This is a genomic window from Streptomyces scabichelini (assembly GCF_011045015.1).
GTDB classification, from domain to species: Bacteria; Actinomycetota; Actinomycetes; order Streptomycetales; family Streptomycetaceae; genus Streptomyces; species Streptomyces scabichelini.
This window is the reverse complement of record NZ_JAAKZY010000006.1, coordinates 49,418-67,975: the sequence shown is the minus strand read 5'-3', so window position 1 is coordinate 67,975 and position 18,558 is coordinate 49,418. Positions and strand designations below refer to the sequence as shown.

Below are 18,558 nucleotides of genomic sequence, written 5' to 3'. Positions count from 1 at the left end.
CATGAGACAACGCACCGGAAACCACACGGATGTACGGCGAGCGGTGGAGGACGACGTCCCGGAGCTCGTACGCCTGCGGGCGTTGCTGTTCGAGAACCTCGGCGGCGACTTCTTCAGCCCCGCGTCAGAAAACAGCGACTGGCTGGACGCCCTGGCCGTGGTGCTGAAGGAGCAGGTGACGGCGGACGCCGTGCGGATCCTTGTCATGGACGGCAGCAGCGGCCTCGCAGCCTGCGGCATCGGCACTGTCGAGCAACGGCTGCCCGGCCCGCACCTGCGCAACGGCCGGATCGGCCACGTGATCGGCGTGGTCACCGACCCGGCGTACCGGCGGCGCGGTCTCAGTCGCTCGATCATGCGGGGTCTGCTCGGCTGGTTCCGGGAACGCGAGGCCGCCCGCGTGGACCTGTACGCCTCGGCAGAGGGTGAACCGCTCTACTGCGAACTCGGCTTCGTCAACCACCCCGACCCTTCGCTGTACTGGCGTCCGTGACGTCGGTGACATCCGTGGCAGACGGCGCCGCCGCGCCGGACACCGGAAAGGCCGGCCAACCGTGTTGACGCGCGACGCGTGGCGGTACCGGTGGGTCATCCTCGGCGTCGCCACCTTCACCCAGGCCGCGTCCGGCTTCTTTGTGCAGGGCATCGGGGCGCTGGGTATCCGCCTTCAACATGAACTTGACCTGAGTACAGGTCAGTTGGGTCTGCTCGTCTCGGCGGCCCAACTGGTTCCGCTGGTGGGGCTGCTGGTGGCCGGGGAGTTGCTGGACCGCTACGACGAGCGCTGGGTCGTCGGGCTGGGCGCATGTGCGGTCGCCGCGAGTCTGAGCGTGGGAAGCATCGCACCGGGTTATGTGTCCCTGCTCGTCGTTCTGCTGGTCGTCGGCGCGGGATACAGCACCGTTCAGCCCGGCGGAAGCAAATCGGTGGCGTCCTGGTTCGACACTTCCCAGCGAGGGCTCGCGATGGGCATCCGCCAGGCGGGCCTGCCGCTGGGCGCCGCACTCGCCTCGGCCGTACTCCCCTTCCTTGCCCAGGCTTTCGGCTGGCGAGCGACACTTGTGGCCGGTGGACTCGTCGCCCTGTCGGGAGCCGGCGCCTTCATGGGCTTCTACCGCCGACCGCCCACCCGAACCACCCGAGCCACCTCCCAGGACAGCGAGCCGCACACCTCGCACACCTCGCTCACATCGCAGCTCGGCGCCCGGCTGCGGATGCTCCGCGAACCGTCCATGGTGAAGATCATGCTGTCCGGGACGAGTCTGATCTCGGTGCAGTACGGCGTAGGCATCCTGACGGTGCTGCACCTGCACGAGACAGCGTCGGTCGCAGCGGGCCCTGCGGCCCTCGTCCTGGTGGTGGCCCAGGGTGCGGGCGTCGTCGGTCGTATCTGCCTGGCGGCCTGGAGCGACCGCAGCAGGTCGGGTCGCTACGGCTCTGTCGTCATCTGCATGGTCGCCGTGATCGCCGGGATGACCGTGCTGATGACACCTGTGGGGCAGTCACCCGCGGCAGCCTGCTGCGCACTTGTCTGGCTCGGTTTCTTCGGATTCGGCTGGTACGGCCCATGGGTCGCCTACGTGGCCGAATCCGCTCCGCCGGACAGGACGGGATTCGCTCTCGGCCTGGCCATGTCCGTCAACCAGGTCGCCATCGTCGTGATGCCGCCCGTGCTCGGCCTGCTCAAGGATCTCACCGACAGTTTCACACCGGCGTGGGGTCTGCTGTCCACGATGACCGCCGTCGCCCTGACAGTCTCGGCCCGCGCGGAACATCGACGTCGGCACGGTCCACCTTGAACCCACGTCCTACTATTGGCCTTCGTACAGCGGTGGAAGAGGGAGCGAACGACCATGCGGCGGCTGGGGGGAACTCGAGGCGGAGATCATGGACCGCCTGTGGCGATGGAAGCGCCCGGCGACGGTGCGGGAGATTGTCGACGACATCAACAAGCAGCCGCCGCTCGCCTACACCACCGTGACCACGATCCTCTACAACAAGGGCTGGCTGCTGCGCGCGAAGCAGGGTCGCGCCTGGGTGTACTCGCCGGTCCGCAGCCGTGAGGAGTACTCGGCCGGGCTCATGGAGGAGGCGCTCGGCGCCAGCGAGGACCGGCCCGTGGCCCTCGCCCACTTCGTCGAGCAGATGGCCCCCGATGAGGTCAGCGCGCTCCGCAAGGCACTGCGCGCCACGGGTCGGCAGGACCGTTCGTGAACGCGGCGCCTGCGCTGCTCGGTCATGCCGCCGGGGTGGGGACTCTTGCGCCACGGCTGCTGCTGCGCAGCGCCTGGCCGCATCGTGCCCCCGCTCTGGCCGTCGCCACCTGGCATGCGCTGGCCGCGTCCTTCATCGTGGCGATCACGCTGGCCGCGCACCAACTCGCCGCTCCCACCGAGCACTTGCACGTCGGCCTGACTTCGGCTGCGGCTCTTCCCCTCTCGGTGGTACGCCTCGTTCTGGGCCGCTTCGCCTTCGAGGTACTGCGCGGCCGACGCGCCCGGTCCCGCCACCGGCACGTCCTGGACGTGGTGGGTCGCCGTTCACCACGGCTGCGCGCGACCGCCCTCGAACACGACCGGCCGGCCGGCCGCATACTGCCTGCCCGGGCACAGGCCGCGCGTCATCGTCAGCGCGGGCGCCCTGCGGCTGTTGTCCGCCGGTCAGCTCGACGCCGTTCTCGCCCACGAGCGCGCGTACATCGCGGGCCGCCACCACCTGGTCCTCGCCGCCTCCGAGGCGTTCACGAGGGTCTTCGGACGGCTTCCGCCGGCCCGCCACGCCAAGGAGCAGACCGCCATGCTCCTGGAGATGATCCCCGACGACCGGGCGCTGCGCCGCCAGCCGCGCGAGGTGCTCGCCGCGGCGATGTACGACATGGCTGCCGGAACGGCGCCCGTGGGCGCGCTCGCGGTGAGCGGCCCGAGTGCCCTGATCCGTCTGCGGCGGGCGCTCGCTGCCTTACCGCCGAGCAGCGGGCACAGCCCAAGGCCAAGGAGGCCGAGGCCGACCAGGCCGCCGGCAACAGCGCGGCCACGTACAACGGCCCCGCCGGCGGACGCGCCCGCACCGCCATCGAGTTCGCCTACGCCCAGCTCGGCAAGCCGTACGAGTGGGGCTCGACCGGACCGAATTCGTACGACTGCTCCGGGCTGACCGGCTCCGCATGGCGCGCGGCCGGCGTCTCACTGCCCCGTACGGTCCAGCAGCAGTACTCGGCGGGACGGAAGGTCGCGCGGTCCGACCTGCAGCCGGGCGACATCATCTACTGGTACAACAGCGGCCGGCACAACGGCATGTATAGAGGCGACGGCAAGGCCATCCACGCTCCGCGCACCGGTAAGAACGTCGAGGTCACACCCCTCGACTCGATGCCGTTCTTCGCCGCATCCCGCCCCTGACCCAGGCCGTCGGCAGGCGCCCCCACCGAACCGACCTCGCACCACACTCCAAAAAAGCTAAGCTCCTTAGCAGATTAGCCATCAGATCAGGAGTGCTCGTGCCCTTGCCTTTGCCCTTGCAGCCGCCGACGGCGTTCCTCGCCTCCGACAACCCCGCGGACGACGACGGCTTCCTCGCCGACATCTCCACCATCAGCCTCGGCCTGGCGGCCGTGGTCTTCCTCGTCGCCGTCGTCCTCCTCGTCTGGCTGCCATGGAAGGACCGGCGGGATCAGCGCGAGCGATCCTCGACCGGCGACGACGGCCCGTGACGGATCGGACCCGGCCGGATGAGGCCGGGCCCGCGGACGTCCCGCTGAGTGACCATCGGCGCGCCGTCCATGTCGTCACGCAGCGCCGGTCCGTGCCAGTGGACGGAGGTGACGGTCTTGTCCGGGAGCTGCTTGGAGCGCTCGGCGACGAGGGTGTCCCCGGCCGAGATCCGGATCTCCTTGCCCGGGGCCTGTCCGCCGTACGCCCAGGTCCTGGCCTTGACACCGCCCAGGTCGAGCGTGACAGGCGCCGCGGTCAGGGTGACCTGCCGCTCAGTGCCGGTGCCGCGGTGCTTCTTCTCGGTACGGGCGACGGCGATGCCCGAGGGGCTCGGCAGGGCGGGGCTGCTCGACGAGCCGCCGCACGCGACGAGCGTGCCGGCGCCGAGGCCTGCGAGCAGGAGGGAACGACGGTTGATGTTGTTCACGGTGAAGGTTCCTCAGTCTCTGGCTGCGCCTCGTCGCTCGGGCGACGACGCGATGGGCTGCGGGCGGGTCCCGCCCGTACCGGGACGTCGCGGCCTATATGCGCAGGAGAGAGAGGACGGACAGGTCGGGCGGGGCGCGTTCGGCGGATCCGGCGGTCACAGGGCTGGGAGAGGCGGCCGGTCGCGACGTGGGACTCACGCGGGGCGCCTTCCCTGAGGGAAGGCCTTGACCTTTTCAATGCCTGCCGCAGCGCAGTGCTGGAGGTCGGCGCCCGGACAGTCGGTGGCGTCGCCCCCGATCGTGGGCGGGGTGTGCCCGTGAGCCGACGGACGGTCCGGAGCGAAACGCGGTGCGTGCGGGAACGAGACGGGTGAGTCGGTGGTGTGCCTCGCCGTGGCCGCCATGGATATGGGGGACATATCGTGCGGACTCGGAGTTAGGGTCGACTCATGGTGGACGAGGACGGCAAACGCGACCCAGACGGCCGCCAGCACACCAAGCGCCGCACGGCTTCGGCTCCGGGCGAGCACCGGCCCGCGGTGTCGTCACACGCACGTCCCCACCCGATCCGTCTCCCCTCGCCCGGCACTTCCAGCGAGCTGACAACACACCCCTCCGGGGTAAAGGCCGAGTCAGGCTCCGTGAACAGGCTCCCTGAAACCGGCCATACGAGCGCGACCCCCTGCGGGCCGCCGTCCCCTCCCGCCGGAGTACGCGACGACAAGGCCGTCCGGCGCCCCGCCTGACGCCACTCGGTACTCCGATCCCCGAAGGACGACTCCGATGTCACCTTCACCCCACCGCCGACGCACCGCTCCCCTCGTCCTCGCGGCAGTCACAGCCCTGTTGCTGGTGCCCGCTTGCTCGGACGGGGACGACAACTCACCCTCGACCACGTCAAGCCCGGCGTACTCCAGTCCCGCATCGCCCCCGGCGACCGCCGACGCGGTCCGCATCACGATGAAGAACTTCGCCTTCAGCCCAGCCACGTTGACGGTGAAAGCGGGCGAGAAGATCACCGTCGTCAATGAGGACTCCGCCGCGCACACCGTGACCGCTACGCAAGGCGAGGCATTCGACACCGGAACCATCGACGGCGGCAAGACCGGCACGCTCACCGCCCCCTCCCAGAGCGGCAGTTACTCCTTCGTCTGCACCCTCCATCCCGAGATGAAGGGCACCCTGACCGTACGCTGACCGAGGCATGCGGGACCCGGTTCGCGGCGGACGGCGATCCGCCGATGGTCCCGCGCACCCCTCAGCGGCGTCGGGGCAGCAGCAACACGGCCGCGAGGGTGCCGAGGAGGACGACGGCGATACCTCCGAGGAGCGCGTTGGTCATGCCGGCGTTGAACGCATCGCGCGCCGCGTCTGCCAGTTCGGCACCGGGTCGTCCGCCGAGTTGGTCGGCCGTACGGAGCGCGCCGGTCAGGGAGTCGCGAGCGGTCTCCGCGGCTTCGGTCGGCAGACCTCGCACCGCATCTCCGGTGTCGGCACGGTACGTGGTGTTGAAGACACTGCCGAGGATCGCGATGCCGAGCACGCCACCGAGTTCGCGGGTCAGGTCGTTCAGCGCGGAGGCGACTCCCTGCTTGGCGGGCGGCAGGGCGGCCACGATGGCCTCGGTGGCCGGGGTCGCGGCGAACGCGATGCCCGCGCCGAGCAGGGTGGTGGCGGTGAGGAAGGTCCAGATGCTCCCGCTGTCGACGGTGACACCCAGCACGCCGAGCCCGGCCGCGATCACCGCCATGCCCAGCGTCATGACGGCCCGCATGCCGTAGCGCTTGGCGAATCCGGGGGCGACAGGTGAGAACACCATGGCACCGGCGGCCATCGCGACGAGAGCGAGCCCGGACTGGATGGGCGAGTAGCCGAGGATTTCCTGCAGATACTGCAGGCCGAGGAAGAAGAAGCCGAGCATGGCGATCGACTCGGCCGTGATGATCAGTGAACCCGCGGACACGCCGCGCAGGCGGAACAGCCGCGGATCGAGCAGCGGGTGCTCGGCCTTCAGCTCCCAGAGCACGAACGCGACGAGGCCCGCGACCCCTACGGCGAAGCCGGCGAGCACCGTACCGTCGCTCCAGCCGAGCTCCGGCCCCTCCACGATGCCGAAGACCAACGCGCCGATACCCACGACCGACAGCAGTGCACCCAGTGCGTCGAGGGGCGTGGACTCCGCGTTCTTCGAGGTCGGCGCGAGCACGGCCGCGGTCACGAAGGCGAGGGCAGCTAGCACGGTGTTGGCCACGAACACCGAGCGCCACGAGTATGCCTCGAGCAGCCCGCCGGCCAGGAGTACGGCCAGCAGGGCTGAGCCGAAGCTGACCCCGGACCAGATGCCGACCGCCCGGCCGCGCTCCTCGGGCGGGAAGACATGAGTGATGATCGACAGGGTCATCGGCATGACCAGGGCGGCTCCCACTCCGGCCAGCCCGCGCAGGCCGATCATCAGGTTCACGTCGTCGATCCACAGGACGGCGCCCGAGGCGAACGCGAAGACGGCGAGACCGGCGAGCAGGACGCCCTTGCGTCCGTACCGGTCGCCCAATGCGCCGCCCAGGAGCAGGAGGCCGGCGAAGGTCACCCCGTACGCGTTCATGATCCATTGCAGCTCGGACTCGGTGGCCCGCAGGTCCCGCGCGATGTCGGGCACGGCCACCAGGAGCGAGGCGAGCATGCCGACCACAACGGCGAGGGCGAGGCACATCACCGTCAGCACGGCCGTCCTTCGCGCCGCGCTCACCGCGACGGGCGTGACGAGCGGACCGCTGGGTTGCTGCATGACAGGTACTCCATTCAAGCGTTCGTTTCAATCGCTTGTTTCAGTGGAGCACGTCAGCTTGCCTCAATCAAGCGCTCGTTTTAATTTGGGGCGGTGAACGACACCCGTCCCGCCTCCACCCGGGAACGCCTCCTGGACGCAGCAGAGCGGCTCTTCGCCCAACACGGCTTCGCCGCCACGTCCCTGCGCACCGTGACCGTGGCGGCCGACGCCAACGTGGCCGCCGTCAACTACCACTTCGGCTCGAAGGAGGGGCTGTTCCGTGCCGTCGTCGAGCGCGCGATGGCCTCGGTCAACTCCGAGCGGTTGCGCCTGCTCCAGGAACTGCGCGCCTCCGGCCACAAGCCCACCATTGAGGAGCTGGTACGCGCCTTCGTGGTGACGGGTGCCAGCATCCTGGAACACAGCGGCGAGCGCGGTACGACGGTCGCGCGCTTCCTCGGACGGGTCATGTGCGAGCCCGACCCGGCCATCCGCCATCTCTTCGGTTCCGAAGTCGGCCCGGCAGAGGGCCAGTACCTCGACGCCCTGCGCGCCGCACTCCCCCAACTCCCCCCGGAGGAGGTCGAGTTCCGCTACCGGGCCATGGTCGGCCTGCTGGGCCTGCACCAGTCCGGCAGCCTCGGCGACCTCCACCCCGACCGCCCCGACGGTCCCGACGACAGCGTCGCCGCACCGGAGGAGGACACTGAACGGCTGGTCACCCTGCTGACCGCAGCGTTCAAGGCACCGGCCGCTGCGGGCCGACTCCCCTCAGCGGGATGACGGTCCCACTCGTCTGCGATGCCGCTGCCACCATGGCCGCGCTGCCCACCCCCGCGGGCCTCTCGGTCTCCTGGCCACGCGGCGTCACGAAGGGCCGTCCGTCACCGGTTACCCGGTGCCGGACGGCCCTTCGCAGGTTCTTGCGTGCTGGTGACGGCGACGCCGCAGGGGCTTCTCCGCTTGCCCACTGAGCGCCGGCCCGCTACACGCCGGCCCGGTCGCCATGCGCCGCCGGAGCGACGTCGGTCTGCTGCGCGGCAGCCGCGGCCGCCGTTTCACTCCGCATCACCAGCAGGGTGACCAACCCGCCCACGGCGGCGATCCCCGCGGCCCAGACGAACGCCGCGCTGAAGCCGTCCGTCAGTGCGGGCAGATCGCCCAGCCGGCCGGCGCCCTGCGATGTGGCGACCGCGGTCAGCGCCGCGAGACCCAGCGCCGACCCCACCTGGTAGGTGGTGTTGACGATGCCGGACGCCAGACCCGCCTGCTCCTGCGGGGCCCCGGACATGGCGGCCATCATCGCCGGGATGTAGGCGAGCGACATACCGAGCGCCGCGACCAGCGAGGCGGGCAGGACGTCGACCGCGAAGGTGCCCGTGGGCTCCACGGCGGACAGCCACAGCAGTCCGGCCGCGAGGACCAGCAGACCCCCGCCGATCAGCGGCTTGGCACCGAACTTCGCCATCAGCCTCGCCGTGATCAACGTCATGAAGATCATCAGCAGGCCCGTCATCGGCAGCAGCGCGGCGCCGGACGCAAACGCCCCATAACCGAGGACCTGCTGGAGATAGAGGTTGAGGAAGTACCACATGGGGATCCACGCGGCGCCGAGCAGGGTCATCGCCAGGTTGGCCGAGCCGAGCCGCGGGACGCGCCAGATGCCGAGCGGCATCAGCGGCTCCCGCACCGTCTTCTGGATCACGAAGAAGAACATGAGCAGCGCGGCGGCACCGATGAGCTGGAGCACGGTGCCGGAAGCGGCCCAACCGACCTCCGGTGCACGGACGATGGCGAATACGGCGAGAGCGAGACCGGCGGTGACCGCGGCGGCTCCGAGTACGTCGACGGCACCGCGGCGGCTTCCGACGGCGGGAAGCAGCTTGGTGGCCGCGAGGGTGGCGACGCCGATCGGGACGTAGATGATGAAGATCCACGGCCAGCTCAGCCACTCGGTGAAGACCCCGCCGAGGAACACACCGGCCGTGCCGCCCGCAGGAGCCGCGGCACCGTAGAGCGCCATGGCCTTGCCGAGTTCCTTCGGGTCGTGCGCGAAGAGCATCATCAGCAGCGTCATGGCCGAGGGCGCGATCAGCGCACCGCCCACACCCTGCACGGCACGGCCGACGACCTCGACCCAGGCCGTCTGCGCGGCGGCCGCGACGACCGAGCCGGCGATCAGCACCACCCAACCGGCGTTGAAGACCTTGCGCGCGCCGAGCAGGTCGGAGAGGCGGCCGCCGAGCAGTAGCAGCCCGCCGAAGGCGATGACGTACGCGTTGAAGACCCACTGCAAATCGCCCTGCGAGAAACCGAGGTCCTTCTGCATCTCGGGGAGCGCCACCCCGATGATCGACGTGTCCATGATCACCATGAACTGGGCGGCGGCGAGCACGACCAGTGCCCACCAGCGCCGGGGATTGACGGTTGACATGGGTTCATCCCTTCTCTCGTATACCCCTAGGGGGTACCTTCGGCGTGCACCGTAATATACGGGAGGGGGGTATGCAAGAGCGAAATGAAGCCACCTGGCGTGTGACCGTCATCCGGCCGATGACATGCCAGAGCAGTGACCCGTCCGGCCCCTCCAGCCCGGGCGGCTCGCCCCGGCCGACGGTGGACGGGAATGACGTCATGACTGTTGAACCTGCGGAACAGGGCCTCTACCGTTACCCCGGTGACGGCGTCTGAACCGATTCACTTACCCTCTGCCGATCCGGTCCGCGCGGCCGTACCCGCAGACCGCGTACGCAGGAGTCTCGTCGCAGCCCTCCTCCTGGTCTGCGCCCTGCTGCCGGCGGGCCCCGCGACCGCTTCCACACCCCGCGACACCGGCCCGGTCGGCTGGGCTTCCGTCGACGGCGGCACCACCGGAGGCGCGGGTGCCGCCCCCGAATCCGTATGGACGGTGTCGACGCGCGCGGAGTTGAAGGAGGCGCTGGCCAACCACGGTGATCCGAACGCGCCCAAGGTGATCCGGGTCAAGGGAGACATCAGCGGCCACGAGGCCGCCGACGGCACGCTGCTCGGCGAGCAGGACTACGCCCCCGGCTACGACCTGGCGAAGTACATGTCGTGCTTCGGCGAGGACGGCGCCGAATGGTCCGACACCCGTTACGCCTACTGCAAGCAGCAGCGGACCCTGCGGCAGACCGGTTCGAACGCGGAGAAGCAGCAGATCCAGCTGACCGTGCCGAGCAACACCACACTCATCGGCACGGGAGGCGACGCGCGCCTGCTCGGCGTCTTCCTGAGCGTCAACACGGGCACCAACATCATCGTCCGCGATCTCCACCTCGAAGCACCCGTCGACCACTTCACCACCTGGTCGCCGGACGACGGGGAGCAAGGCAGCTGGAACGCCCGCTTCGACGCTCTGGCGGTGATCACCGGCAAGAACATCTGGGTCGACCACTGCACGTTCACCGACGGCCGCTTCCCGGACCGCACGGCGCCGGCCGGCTTCCACGGCGAGCGGGTCCAGCGGCACGACGGGCTGCTGGACATCGAGGACGGCTCGGACTTCATCACGGTCTCCGACAGCCGGTTCACCGACCATGACAAGGCGGTCCTCATCGGGTCCGGTGACGGCCGGGGCGACCGCGACCGCGGCCACCTGAAGGTCACCTTCGTCCGCAACCTCTTCACCGACATCGTGCAGCGCGCCCCACGCGTCCGCTTCGGACAGGTGCACGTGGTCAACAACGTCTACCGGGGCCGGGCCGGGGACACCGGGTACGCACTCGGCATCGGCGTGGAGTCCGCGATCGTCTCCGAGAAGAACGTATTCCTGTACGAGGGCCCGGGCGCCGCCCCCGCCGTGGTGGTCACGATCTACGGGGGTACGCGCTTTTGTGACACGGGTTCCTGGCTGAACGGCCGCCCGGCCCACCTCAACGCCGCGGCCACCGCCGAGGCCGCGGACGGGTTCAGCACCGACACCGGCTGGGACCCGGCCGATGTCTACCCCTATCGCCCGCTGACGTCGGCGTCCGCGGTGCGGAGCTACGTCCTGCACCACTCCGGGCCCAGGGGCTGACGGTCTGCGCCGGCCTCAGCCGCCCTCGAGCTCACGACTCACGAGCTCACGAGTTCGGATTCAATTTCCCACTCACACGGTTTCCCATTCTTCACATCTGCGAGCGGATGACGAATTCCGTCAGAGGTGGCGGACCCGCGCGGCCACGCCGTGACCGATCAGCAGATAGATCACGGCGGGCAGGCCGTAATTGAGAAGGACCCGCAGACCTTCTGTGTCCATGGTGAAAATATCCCGTGACCACCAGGCCAGCGAGTCGGCGGCGTCTTCCACGAACTCGACGAAGACGTTCGCCTGATTGGCCTCGAGCAGGTAGAGGAGGATCCACAGACCCAGGAACAGGGCGGCGACATCGGCGATGGTGTGGATGACCAGGGCTGCTCGCCTCGCCGCGGAGCCGTCTCTCGGCCCTTGGTAGCGGTGGTTGTGACCCTGGTTGCGGTCGTATCCCTGATTTCCGTGTACGGGTTCGGTGTTACTCACGGGGATTCCAATCTGGCGTGTCCACAGCCTCGAAGGCAAGGGAAGGACGGCCACGGCAGAGAGGCTCCCTCAATGGGAGAATTCCCGGCCGTGGACGCATACGGGTCGCGCTCCGCGCCCTTATGGAACCTGCGCCGCGCTCGGATGACGCGTTACACGTCACCGCGATAAGTCCGATATCGACGGTTACGACAAAGCCGCTTTCAGGCCCTGTGGTCTGTGAAGAGGCCGTTGGCGGTGAAGGCCAGCTCGGCGAAGCGTTCGCCGATGCGGCGGTGGGTGGCGGCGTCCGGGTGGAGCTGGTCGGGCAGCGGCAGCTCGGCGAAGTCCGCTTCGCCGTAGAGGTCGCGGCCGTCGAGATAGTGCAGGTGGGGGTCGTCGGCCGCGCGCTGCTTCACGATGCGGGACAGCTCCTCCCGGATGACGTTGAGCGTCAGTTTCCCGGCGGCGCGCTCGGCAGGGTCACCGGTGGCCCGGAACCGCAGCTCTCCGGCAGCGAGCGCGCTGAAGTCGAAGGCGGCGGGGCCGGGGGTGTCCTCGTGGATGGGGCAGTAGAGGGGCGAGACGACCAGCAGCGGGGTGGTGGGGTGGCCCTCGCGGATGGTGTCGAGGAAGCCATGGACGGCCGGGCCGAAGGCGCGCAGGCGCATCAGGTCGGCGTTGACGAGGTTGATGCCGATCTTGACGCTGATCAGGTCGGCGGTGGTGTCCCGCATTGCGCGGGCGGTGAAGGGGTCGAGCAGGGCGCTGCCGCCCAGGCCGAGGTTGATCAGTTCCACGCCGCCGAGGGAGGCGGCGAGCGCGGGCCAGGTCGTGGTGGGGCCGGCCGCGTCGGAGCCGTGGCTGATCGAACTGCCGTGGTGCAGCCACACCTTGCGACCCCGGTCCGGTACGGGCTCGACGGGGGCGTCGGTGCGCAGGGCGACGAGTTCGGTGGTCTCGTTGTGCGGCAGCCAGATCTCGACGTCCTTGACGCCGTCGGGCAGGTCGGTGAAGCGGAGGGTGCCGACCGGGCCGGGCTGGTGTTCGGCGCTCCCGGTGGCCAAGTCGATGGTCTGAGTGTTGCCGCCGGTCACGGTGGCCCGGCCGGCCGGGCGGCCGTCGACGAGCAGTTCGTACACTCCGTCCGGACGGGGCGGGGCACCCACGTAGAGCCGTTTGGTGGGCAGCGTGTCCAGTTCGACGGTGGTGGCCCGGGTGCGGAAGAGCAGTCGTACGCCCGAGGGCTGGGACTCCGCCATGGCGAGTTGCGCGTCTGAGTACTGGGCACGGGCCCGGGCGGGCAACCGGTGCGGCAGTACCCCGTGCGCGGTGCGCTCCAGGTCGAGGGCGCCGCGCACGAGCTCCGCGATGATGGGCGTGGTGATCAGGTTGTGGTCGTTGCCCTTAGTGCTATGGGTGTTCATGGTTCGATGCCTGTCCGGGTGGGGGCTGTGTCAGGGTGCGGGCCAGTTCCGTAGCAGGGCGTCGAGGGCGTCAAGGACCCGTGACCAGGTTGCCTGTGTGTCGGGGGCGCTGTGGCTGAAGCCTCCGCCCATCTCCAGGCTGACGTAACCGTGGAAGACGCTGCCCAGGAGCCGGACCGCGTGGGTCTGGTCCGGCTCCGTCAGGTCGTAGCCGCGCAGGATCGCCCGCGTCATCTGCGCGTGCCTGCCGCCGGCGCTGGCAGCCGCCGCCTCCGGGTCGAGCCTGAACTGGGCTGCGGCGTAGCGGCCGGGATGCTCCCGGGCGTAGTCGCGGTAGACGTTCGCGAGGGCGGTCAGGGCGTCCTTGCCGGCCCGCCCGGCCAGGGCGTCGGCGGCCCGGTCGGCGAGTTCCTCCAGGGCGAGCAGCGTGATCCTGGTCTTGAGGTCCTGGGAGTTCTTCACGTGCGAGTACAGGCTCGCGACCTTGACATCGAACCGCCTGGCGAGCGCCGAGACGGTCACCTGGTCGAAGCCGACCTCGTCGGCCAGTTCGGCTCCCGCCCGGGTCAAGCGTTCCGTGGTCAGTCCTACGCGTGCCATACCCTTCCTCTCGTTCGACGTAACCGATTATGTATTTGCCTAAGACCTTTAGGCAAATTAGCCTGGCCTTCATGAAACCACTGACTGAGCCGGAGATCCGTACCGCGTTCGTGAACTGCACCAAGGGCGAGGCGAAGCGCCTGTCCGTCCCACGCGACCTGGCCGAACGGCCCTGGGGCGATCTGGACTACCTGGGCTGGCGAGATCCGCAGGCCCCCGGCCGCGCCTACCTCGTCACCGAGCTGGACGGCCGCCTGAAGGCCATCGCGCTGCGCTGCCCCAGCCCTGCCTCCTCGCAGATACGGCGCAGCATGTGCTCGATGTGCTTGACGACCCACACCGGCGGCGTCTCCCTGATGGTTGCGCCGAAGGCGGGGAAGGCCGGGCAGCAGGGAAACTCGGTCGGCGCCTACATATGCAGCGACCTCGCCTGCTCGCTGTACGTGCGCGGCAAGAAGGACGCGGGTGTCGGCGCACGGCTCCAGGAATCGCTCACCCTGGAGGAGAAGATCCAGCGGACCGTGGCGAACGTCGCCGGGTTCATCGCCAAGGTGACCGCCTGACTCCGGACGGCTCGGCAGCCCGGTGAAGCCACCTGGCCGGACTTCGCTCGGCTCGTCGAGAGTCACAAGGGCGTAGGGGGCGGCTGCTGGTGCATGGCCTTTCACGCCGAGGGTGTGGGGCGCACGAAGACCGCGGAACAGAGCCGCACCGAGCAAGAGCGCCGCGTCAGGGAGGGCCGGGCCACGCCGCCCTCGCGTACGACGCCCCGGTCTGCGTGGGCTGGTGTCAGTTCGGCCCGACCGATGAGATGGCACGCATCAAACGCAGCGCGCCGTCGAGCGCCGCGGAGGCGACACCTCTGGGGCGGTAGCTCCGCGAAACCGCCGTAAGCACGGCGTGACCGGCCCGAGGCTCGACGCCCACAACCACCGATGCCGACCTCTTTTCCGCGCACCCCGTTTTTCTGCGCACCCGTTGCCGGCCCTTGACCCGGTCATGACTTCCCGTCACGGAGGATCGAGTCGGCGGTCCACGGCAGAGCGCCTCACCAGACGCATGCAGGGATCGCTATATGTTAATGTCGCAATGCGTTGCCCACTCCGAGCCGTTGAGCAACGCCAGGCACAAGACAAGGAGCCCCCCCCATGACCAGCGCCACCGACCACCGCACCCACGAGAACCACACGCACGCCCACGGCGCGGACTGCGGTCACGTCGCCGTCCCCCACGGCGACCACACCGACTACGCCCACGACGGCCACATCCACCGGGCGCACGGCGACCACATCGACGAGTGCGCCGGCGGAGGCCACACCGTCCACGAAGGACACGACCACCAGCACGGCGAGGGCTGCGGCCACGTCGCCGTGCCGCACGACGGCCACACCGACTATGTGCACGACGGCCATCGCCACGCCGCCCACGAGGGCCACTGGGACGACCACTGACGACCACTGACGACCACTGACGGTCACGGACGACCAACTGACGGCCGACACCGAGGTGACGCCGGGTCAGACGGACAGCGTCACAGTCGAATGGGAAATCATTGCCATATGCTAATATCTGCATATGTCTACGATGTCCCCTCCCCCGGAGAACGAGCCCGCAGAGACCCTGCAGGCCGCCAGTGAGCTGCTGCGGGCCTTGGCCTCGCCCGTGCGCCTCGGCATCGTTCGTGAGCTGTCCACCGGCGGGAAGTACGTCCACGAACTGGTCGCCACCCTGGGCGTGAGCCAGCCACTGGTCTCCCAGCACCTGAGGGTGCTGCGCACCTCCCGGATCGTCACGGCCCGGCGCCAGGCCCGCGAGACCCGATACAGCCTGACCGACGACCACGTGGCGCACATCGTGCTGGACGCCATCCGCCACGCACAGGAGTAGCGCCGACAGTCACGACCCGGCACCACCTCGAAGGCCGCCCGGCCCCCGCCGGGTGGCCTTCGCCGTTCCCAGCACACGCCCCGAGGAGCCGAGTGATATCGGCGTCGTCAGCAGATGCCCTTCTCTTCCGTGTCCGGGCAACTGCGATCGGCCAGGTGGCTGGAGAGCCGCGTACGCGAGATCCCCAACGGGTCCGCCAGGTCGGACGGTAGGACGCCGTGTCACATCAGTCCCCGGTCGCATCGTCCCCCGGTCCCGCACGCCCGCCCACCGCCCCTGCGCAAGGAGCCGCCCGGCCGGAAGCCGGTTGGTCGGCGTCCGGGCCGTCAGCCGGTCCCCTCGGTGGCGGCCCGCTGCCAGGCCGCCTCCCGCAGCAGGCGCAGTCCGTTCAGGCCGACGATGACGGTGGAGCCCTCATGGCCTGCCACTCCGAGTGGCAGCGGCAGGGTGCCGGTCAGGTCCCAGACGACGAGTCCGGCGATGAACACCCCGGCGATGACGAGGTTCTGGATCACCAGCCTCCGGGCCCGGCGGGAGAGGGCGACGGTGGTGGGGACCGCGGCGAGTTCATCGCGGACGATCACGGCGTCGGCGGTCTCCAGGGCGAGGTCGGAGCCGGCCCGGCCCATGGCGATACCGGTGTGGGCAGCGGCCAGGGCGGGCGCGTCGTTGACGCCGTCCCCGACGACCATCACCTTGCGGCCCGCACCCTCCATTTCCTTGACCGCACTCAGCTTGTCCTGCGGCAGCAGCCCGGCACGTACGTCGTCGATGCCGGCCTCGGCGGCCAAGTGGGCGGCGGCCCGGGGGTTGTCGCCGGTGAGCAGGGTCGGAGCGGTGCCCGTGAGCCTGGTGAGGGAGGCGACGGTGGCGGCGGCGTCCGGGCGCAGCCGGTCCGCGATGCCGAGCACCCCGGCGGGGGCGCCGTCGACAACCACCAGGACGGCGGTACGGCCGGACTCCTCAAGGTCCTCGGCCATCGCGACGACCGGGTGCCGGGCGTCGTCCAGCAGCCGGGCCGGGGCGCCCACCTCGACCGTACGGCCGTCGACGACGGCCTTCACTCCGACGCCGGGCGCTGACGTGAAGTCGTCCGTGACGGGCAGGTCGAGGCCGCGCTCACGGGCCGCGTCCACGACCGCTCGGGCCAGCGGGTGCTCGCTGGGGTGCTCGGCCGCTGCCGCGAGCGCCAGCAACTCGCCCTCCCCCAGGCCGGATTCAGGCAGCGGACGGACGTCGGTGACGCGTGGGCTGCCTTCGGTCAGCGTGCCGGTCTTGTCCAGCGCGACCGTGTCCACCTGACCGAGCCGCTCCATCACGACGGCCGACTTGACCAGCACGCCGTGCCGTCCGGCGTTGGCGATCGCGGAGAGCAGCGGCGGCATGGTGGCCAGTACGACCGCGCACGGCGAGGCCACGATCATGAAGGTCATGGCGCGCAGGAGCGAGTCGGCCAGTTCCGCGCCGAAGGCGAGCGGCACCAGGAAGACGGCGAGGGTGGCGGCCACCATGCCCAGCGAGTAGCGCTGTTCGACCTTCTCGATGAACAGCTGGGTGGGCGCCTTGGTCTCGGACGCCTCCTCCACCATCCGTACGATCCGGGCGATCACCGAGTCGGAGGCGTCGCGGTCGACGCGGACCCGCAGGGCTCCGGTGCCGTTCAGGGTGCCCGCGAAGACGTCGTCCCCGGGCTCCTTCGGAGCGGGGAGCGGTTCGCCGGTGATGGTCGCCTGGTCGACCTCGCTCGCCCCGTCCAGTACGCGGCCGTCGGCGCCGACGCGCTCTCCGGGCCGTACGAGGATGGTGTCGCCCACCGTCAACTCCTCGACGGGCACGGTCTGTTCACCGCTGTCCGGCGTCAGCCGGGTGGCCGTGGCCGGGGCCAGGTCGAGCAGTCCGCGGACCGAGTCGGCGGTGCGGGCCGTGGCCAGGGCCTCCAGGGCGCCGGAGGTGGCGAAGATGACGATCAGCAGGGCGCCGTCCATCACCTGCCCGATCGCGGCCGCACCGAGCGCGGCGACGATCATCAACAGGTCGACGTCGAGGGTCTTCTCCTTGAGCGCCTTCAGCCCCTCCCAGCCCGGCTCCCAGCCGCCGGTGACGTACGCGAGCGCGTACAGCGGGCCCCAGGTCCAGGCGGGGGCGCCGGTCAGCTGCAAGGGCAGCGCGAGCAGGAAGAGGGCGGTGGCCGCGGCAGCCCAGCGGGCCTCGGGGAGCGCGAGGATGCGGGTACGCCGCCGGGGCGCGCCTTCGGTGCGTGCAGACACCGCCCGGTCGACCGACGGCGGGGTGAGCGTGGAAGTCATTCAGTGGTCCTTTGTAAGGGACGCAGACGCATGAGGGCGTACGAGCGGACGGCAGCTCTCGCAGACCGCGGCTCTCGGAATCGCCCCCACCATACAGGATCACATGAAGATACATTCATGTCTCATGCCTGAAGAATGAACCCCGTGGGCTACATTTCATGCGCGATGGACAGGAGGCTGAGGTGAGCCAGACGACGGTGGCGCAGGTCATGGCTGAGTTGGCCGTGCTCGAGGACCCGAAGATTCGCCAAGTGAATGAGAAGCACGGTGACGATCACGGTGTGAACCTCGGCAAGCTACGCGCGCTCGCGAAGCAGCTCAAGACGCAGCAGGATCTCGCGCGCGAACTCTGGGAGACGGATGACACCGCGGCGAAGCTCCTGGCGATCCTCATCTGCCGTCCGAGGGCATTCGAACGCGACGAGCTGGACACCATGCTGCGCGAGACCCGCGCCCCCAAGGTGCACGACTGGCTCGTGAACTACGTGGTGAAGAAGAACCCGTACTCCGAAGAGTTGCGCCTCGCCTGGTGCAGGGATCCTGATCCAGTGGTCGCGAGCGCCGGCTGGGCGCTGACCACCGAGCGGGTGGCGAAGAACCCCGAGGGCCTCGACCTCGCGGGACTGCTCGATGTCATCGAGGCGGAGATGAAGGACGCCCCGGACCGCCTTCAGTGGGCGATGAACCACTGCCTGGCTCAGATCGGGATTCAGCACGCCGAGCACCGCGCCCGGGCGATCGACATCGGCGAGCGCCTGGAAGTGCTCAAGGATTACCCCACTCCCCCGAACTGCACGTCTCCGTTCGCGCCCGTCTGGATCGCCGAGATGGTGCACCGTCAGCACAAGAAATAGAGCGCGAGAGGCAGAGAGGCTCCGCGACGAGTTCGCGGGCTCCGGGCGGACGAGCGACTTTCGTAGCCGGAAGCCATC

The 18,558-nt window shown here is 69.7% G+C and carries 19 protein-coding genes and 1 pseudogene; 13 read left to right on the top strand and 7 right to left on the bottom strand.

Going from position 1 to position 18,558, the window contains the following annotated elements; all coding sequences use genetic code 11:
• The first annotated feature begins 1 nt into the window (after position 1).
• From G5C60_RS03345 to G5C60_RS03320, 6 genes and pseudogenes are all read left to right on the top strand, one after another.
• Positions 2-493, top strand: coding sequence for a GNAT family N-acetyltransferase (locus G5C60_RS03345; RefSeq protein WP_165254643.1), 492 nt, complete (start codon positions 2-4; stop codon positions 491-493).
• A gap of 61 nt (positions 494-554) precedes the next feature.
• Positions 555-1,799: an MFS transporter gene (locus G5C60_RS03340; protein WP_165254642.1), complete on the top strand. Its 1,245-nt coding sequence runs from the start codon at positions 555-557 to the stop codon at positions 1,797-1,799.
• A 54-nt stretch (positions 1,800-1,853) separates the two neighbouring features.
• Positions 1,854-2,214: pseudogene (locus G5C60_RS03335) on the top strand (BlaI/MecI/CopY family transcriptional regulator).
• Positions 2,215-2,421: 207 nt separating this feature from the next.
• Complete coding sequence (locus G5C60_RS51505; RefSeq protein WP_338145676.1) at positions 2,422-3,153, top strand: M56 family metallopeptidase; 732 nt, start codon at positions 2,422-2,424, stop codon at positions 3,151-3,153.
• On the top strand, positions 3,072-3,398 hold the full coding sequence (locus tag G5C60_RS51500; protein WP_338145675.1) for a C40 family peptidase: 327 nt from the start codon (positions 3,072-3,074) through the stop codon (positions 3,396-3,398). Before G5C60_RS51505 ends, G5C60_RS51500 begins: the two co-directional genes overlap by 82 nt.
• Before the next feature lie 98 nt (positions 3,399-3,496).
• Positions 3,497-3,709 (top strand): hypothetical protein, encoded by a 213-nt coding sequence (locus G5C60_RS03320; protein ID WP_165254640.1) that lies wholly within the window; start codon positions 3,497-3,499, stop codon positions 3,707-3,709.
• Here G5C60_RS03320 and G5C60_RS03315 read toward each other — a convergent pair.
• Positions 3,670-4,137, bottom strand: coding sequence for a multicopper oxidase domain-containing protein (locus tag G5C60_RS03315; protein ID WP_165254639.1), 468 nt, complete (start codon positions 4,135-4,137; stop codon positions 3,670-3,672). The two genes, G5C60_RS03320 and G5C60_RS03315, sit on opposite strands and share 40 nt — an antisense overlap.
• 784 nt (positions 4,138-4,921) lie before the next feature.
• Between G5C60_RS03315 and G5C60_RS03310 the strand changes: the two genes are divergently transcribed.
• Entirely contained in the window at positions 4,922-5,335 is a 414-nt protein-coding gene (locus G5C60_RS03310) for a cupredoxin domain-containing protein (RefSeq protein WP_165254638.1), read from the top strand.
• Positions 5,336-5,396: 61 nt separating this feature from the next.
• On the opposite strand, the gene G5C60_RS03305 is transcribed toward G5C60_RS03310, so the two are convergent.
• Entirely contained in the window at positions 5,397-6,923 is a 1,527-nt protein-coding gene (locus G5C60_RS03305; RefSeq protein WP_165254637.1) for a DHA2 family efflux MFS transporter permease subunit, read from the bottom strand.
• 93 nt (positions 6,924-7,016) lie between these two features.
• On the opposite strand from G5C60_RS03305, the gene G5C60_RS03300 reads away from it, so the two are divergent.
• Complete coding sequence (locus tag G5C60_RS03300) at positions 7,017-7,688, top strand: TetR family transcriptional regulator (protein ID WP_165254636.1); 672 nt, start codon at positions 7,017-7,019, stop codon at positions 7,686-7,688.
• Positions 7,689-7,890: 202 nt separating this feature from the next.
• Here G5C60_RS03300 and G5C60_RS03295 read toward each other — a convergent pair whose 3' ends face one another.
• Positions 7,891-9,339 carry an MFS transporter gene (locus G5C60_RS03295; RefSeq protein WP_165254635.1) on the bottom strand — a complete coding sequence of 483 codons (1,449 nt, stop codon included), beginning with the start codon at positions 9,337-9,339 and terminating at the stop codon, positions 7,891-7,893.
• A 243-nt stretch (positions 9,340-9,582) separates the two neighbouring features.
• Between G5C60_RS03295 and G5C60_RS03290 the strand changes: the two genes are divergently transcribed.
• On the top strand, positions 9,583-10,944 hold the full coding sequence (locus G5C60_RS03290; RefSeq protein ID WP_338145672.1) for a pectate lyase family protein: 1,362 nt from the start codon (positions 9,583-9,585) through the stop codon (positions 10,942-10,944).
• Between the two features lie 120 nt (positions 10,945-11,064).
• On the opposite strand, the gene G5C60_RS03285 is transcribed toward G5C60_RS03290, so the two are convergent.
• From G5C60_RS03285 to G5C60_RS03275, 3 genes are all read right to left on the bottom strand, one after another.
• Positions 11,065-11,427 (bottom strand): hypothetical protein, encoded by a 363-nt coding sequence (locus G5C60_RS03285; protein WP_165254634.1) that lies wholly within the window; start codon positions 11,425-11,427, stop codon positions 11,065-11,067.
• Between the two features lie 203 nt (positions 11,428-11,630).
• Positions 11,631-12,833, bottom strand: coding sequence for a GDSL-type esterase/lipase family protein (locus G5C60_RS03280; protein ID WP_165254633.1), 1,203 nt, complete (start codon positions 12,831-12,833; stop codon positions 11,631-11,633).
• 30 nt (positions 12,834-12,863) lie between these two features.
• Entirely contained in the window at positions 12,864-13,433 is a 570-nt protein-coding gene (locus G5C60_RS03275) for a TetR/AcrR family transcriptional regulator (protein ID WP_165254632.1), read from the bottom strand.
• A gap of 71 nt (positions 13,434-13,504) precedes the next feature.
• Between G5C60_RS03275 and G5C60_RS03270 the strand changes: the two genes are divergently transcribed.
• The 3 genes from G5C60_RS03270 to G5C60_RS03260 all read left to right on the top strand — a co-directional run bounded on the left by G5C60_RS03270 (position 13,505) and on the right by G5C60_RS03260 (position 15,320).
• On the top strand, positions 13,505-13,996 hold the full coding sequence (locus tag G5C60_RS03270; protein WP_165254631.1) for an FBP domain-containing protein: 492 nt from the start codon (positions 13,505-13,507) through the stop codon (positions 13,994-13,996).
• Between the two features lie 585 nt (positions 13,997-14,581).
• Entirely contained in the window at positions 14,582-14,884 is a 303-nt protein-coding gene (locus G5C60_RS03265; protein ID WP_165254630.1) for a hypothetical protein, read from the top strand.
• 124 nt (positions 14,885-15,008) lie between these two features.
• Complete coding sequence (locus G5C60_RS03260) at positions 15,009-15,320, top strand: ArsR/SmtB family transcription factor (RefSeq protein ID WP_165254629.1); 312 nt, start codon at positions 15,009-15,011, stop codon at positions 15,318-15,320.
• 326 nt (positions 15,321-15,646) lie between these two features.
• On the opposite strand, the gene G5C60_RS03255 is transcribed toward G5C60_RS03260, so the two are convergent.
• The gene (locus G5C60_RS03255) at positions 15,647-17,626 is read right to left on the bottom strand and encodes a heavy metal translocating P-type ATPase (RefSeq protein ID WP_165254628.1); all 1,980 of its coding nucleotides are present in this window, start codon (positions 17,624-17,626) and stop codon (positions 15,647-15,649) included.
• Between the two features lie 158 nt (positions 17,627-17,784).
• Between G5C60_RS03255 and G5C60_RS03250 the strand changes: the two genes are divergently transcribed.
• Positions 17,785-18,480, top strand: coding sequence for a DNA alkylation repair protein (locus tag G5C60_RS03250; RefSeq protein WP_165254627.1), 696 nt, complete (start codon positions 17,785-17,787; stop codon positions 18,478-18,480).
• Positions 18,481-18,558 lie beyond the last annotated feature (78 nt).

What these genes read in the sequence shown, in the direction of transcription:
- G5C60_RS03345 (WP_165254643.1), top strand. Translation starts at nt 2, where the DNA reads ATGAGACAACGCACCGGAAACCACACGGATGTACGGCGAGCGGTGGAG.
- G5C60_RS03310 (WP_165254638.1), top strand. Translation starts at nt 4,922, where the DNA reads ATGTCACCTTCACCCCACCGCCGACGCACCGCTCCCCTCGTCCTCGCG.
- G5C60_RS03305 (WP_165254637.1), bottom strand. Translation starts at nt 6,923, where the DNA reads ATGCAGCAACCCAGCGGTCCGCTCGTCACGCCCGTCGCGGTGAGCGCG.
- G5C60_RS03295 (WP_165254635.1), bottom strand. Translation starts at nt 9,339, where the DNA reads ATGTCAACCGTCAATCCCCGGCGCTGGTGGGCACTGGTCGTGCTCGCC.
- G5C60_RS03280 (WP_165254633.1), bottom strand. Translation starts at nt 12,833, where the DNA reads ATGAACACCCATAGCACTAAGGGCAACGACCACAACCTGATCACCACG.
- G5C60_RS03275 (WP_165254632.1), bottom strand. Translation starts at nt 13,433, where the DNA reads ATGGCACGCGTAGGACTGACCACGGAACGCTTGACCCGGGCGGGAGCC.
- G5C60_RS03270 (WP_165254631.1), top strand. Translation starts at nt 13,505, where the DNA reads ATGAAACCACTGACTGAGCCGGAGATCCGTACCGCGTTCGTGAACTGC.
- G5C60_RS03265 (WP_165254630.1), top strand. Translation starts at nt 14,582, where the DNA reads ATGACCAGCGCCACCGACCACCGCACCCACGAGAACCACACGCACGCC.
- G5C60_RS03260 (WP_165254629.1), top strand. Translation starts at nt 15,009, where the DNA reads ATGTCTACGATGTCCCCTCCCCCGGAGAACGAGCCCGCAGAGACCCTG.
- G5C60_RS03255 (WP_165254628.1), bottom strand. Translation starts at nt 17,626, where the DNA reads ATGACTTCCACGCTCACCCCGCCGTCGGTCGACCGGGCGGTGTCTGCA.
- G5C60_RS03250 (WP_165254627.1), top strand. Translation starts at nt 17,785, where the DNA reads ATGCGCGATGGACAGGAGGCTGAGGTGAGCCAGACGACGGTGGCGCAG.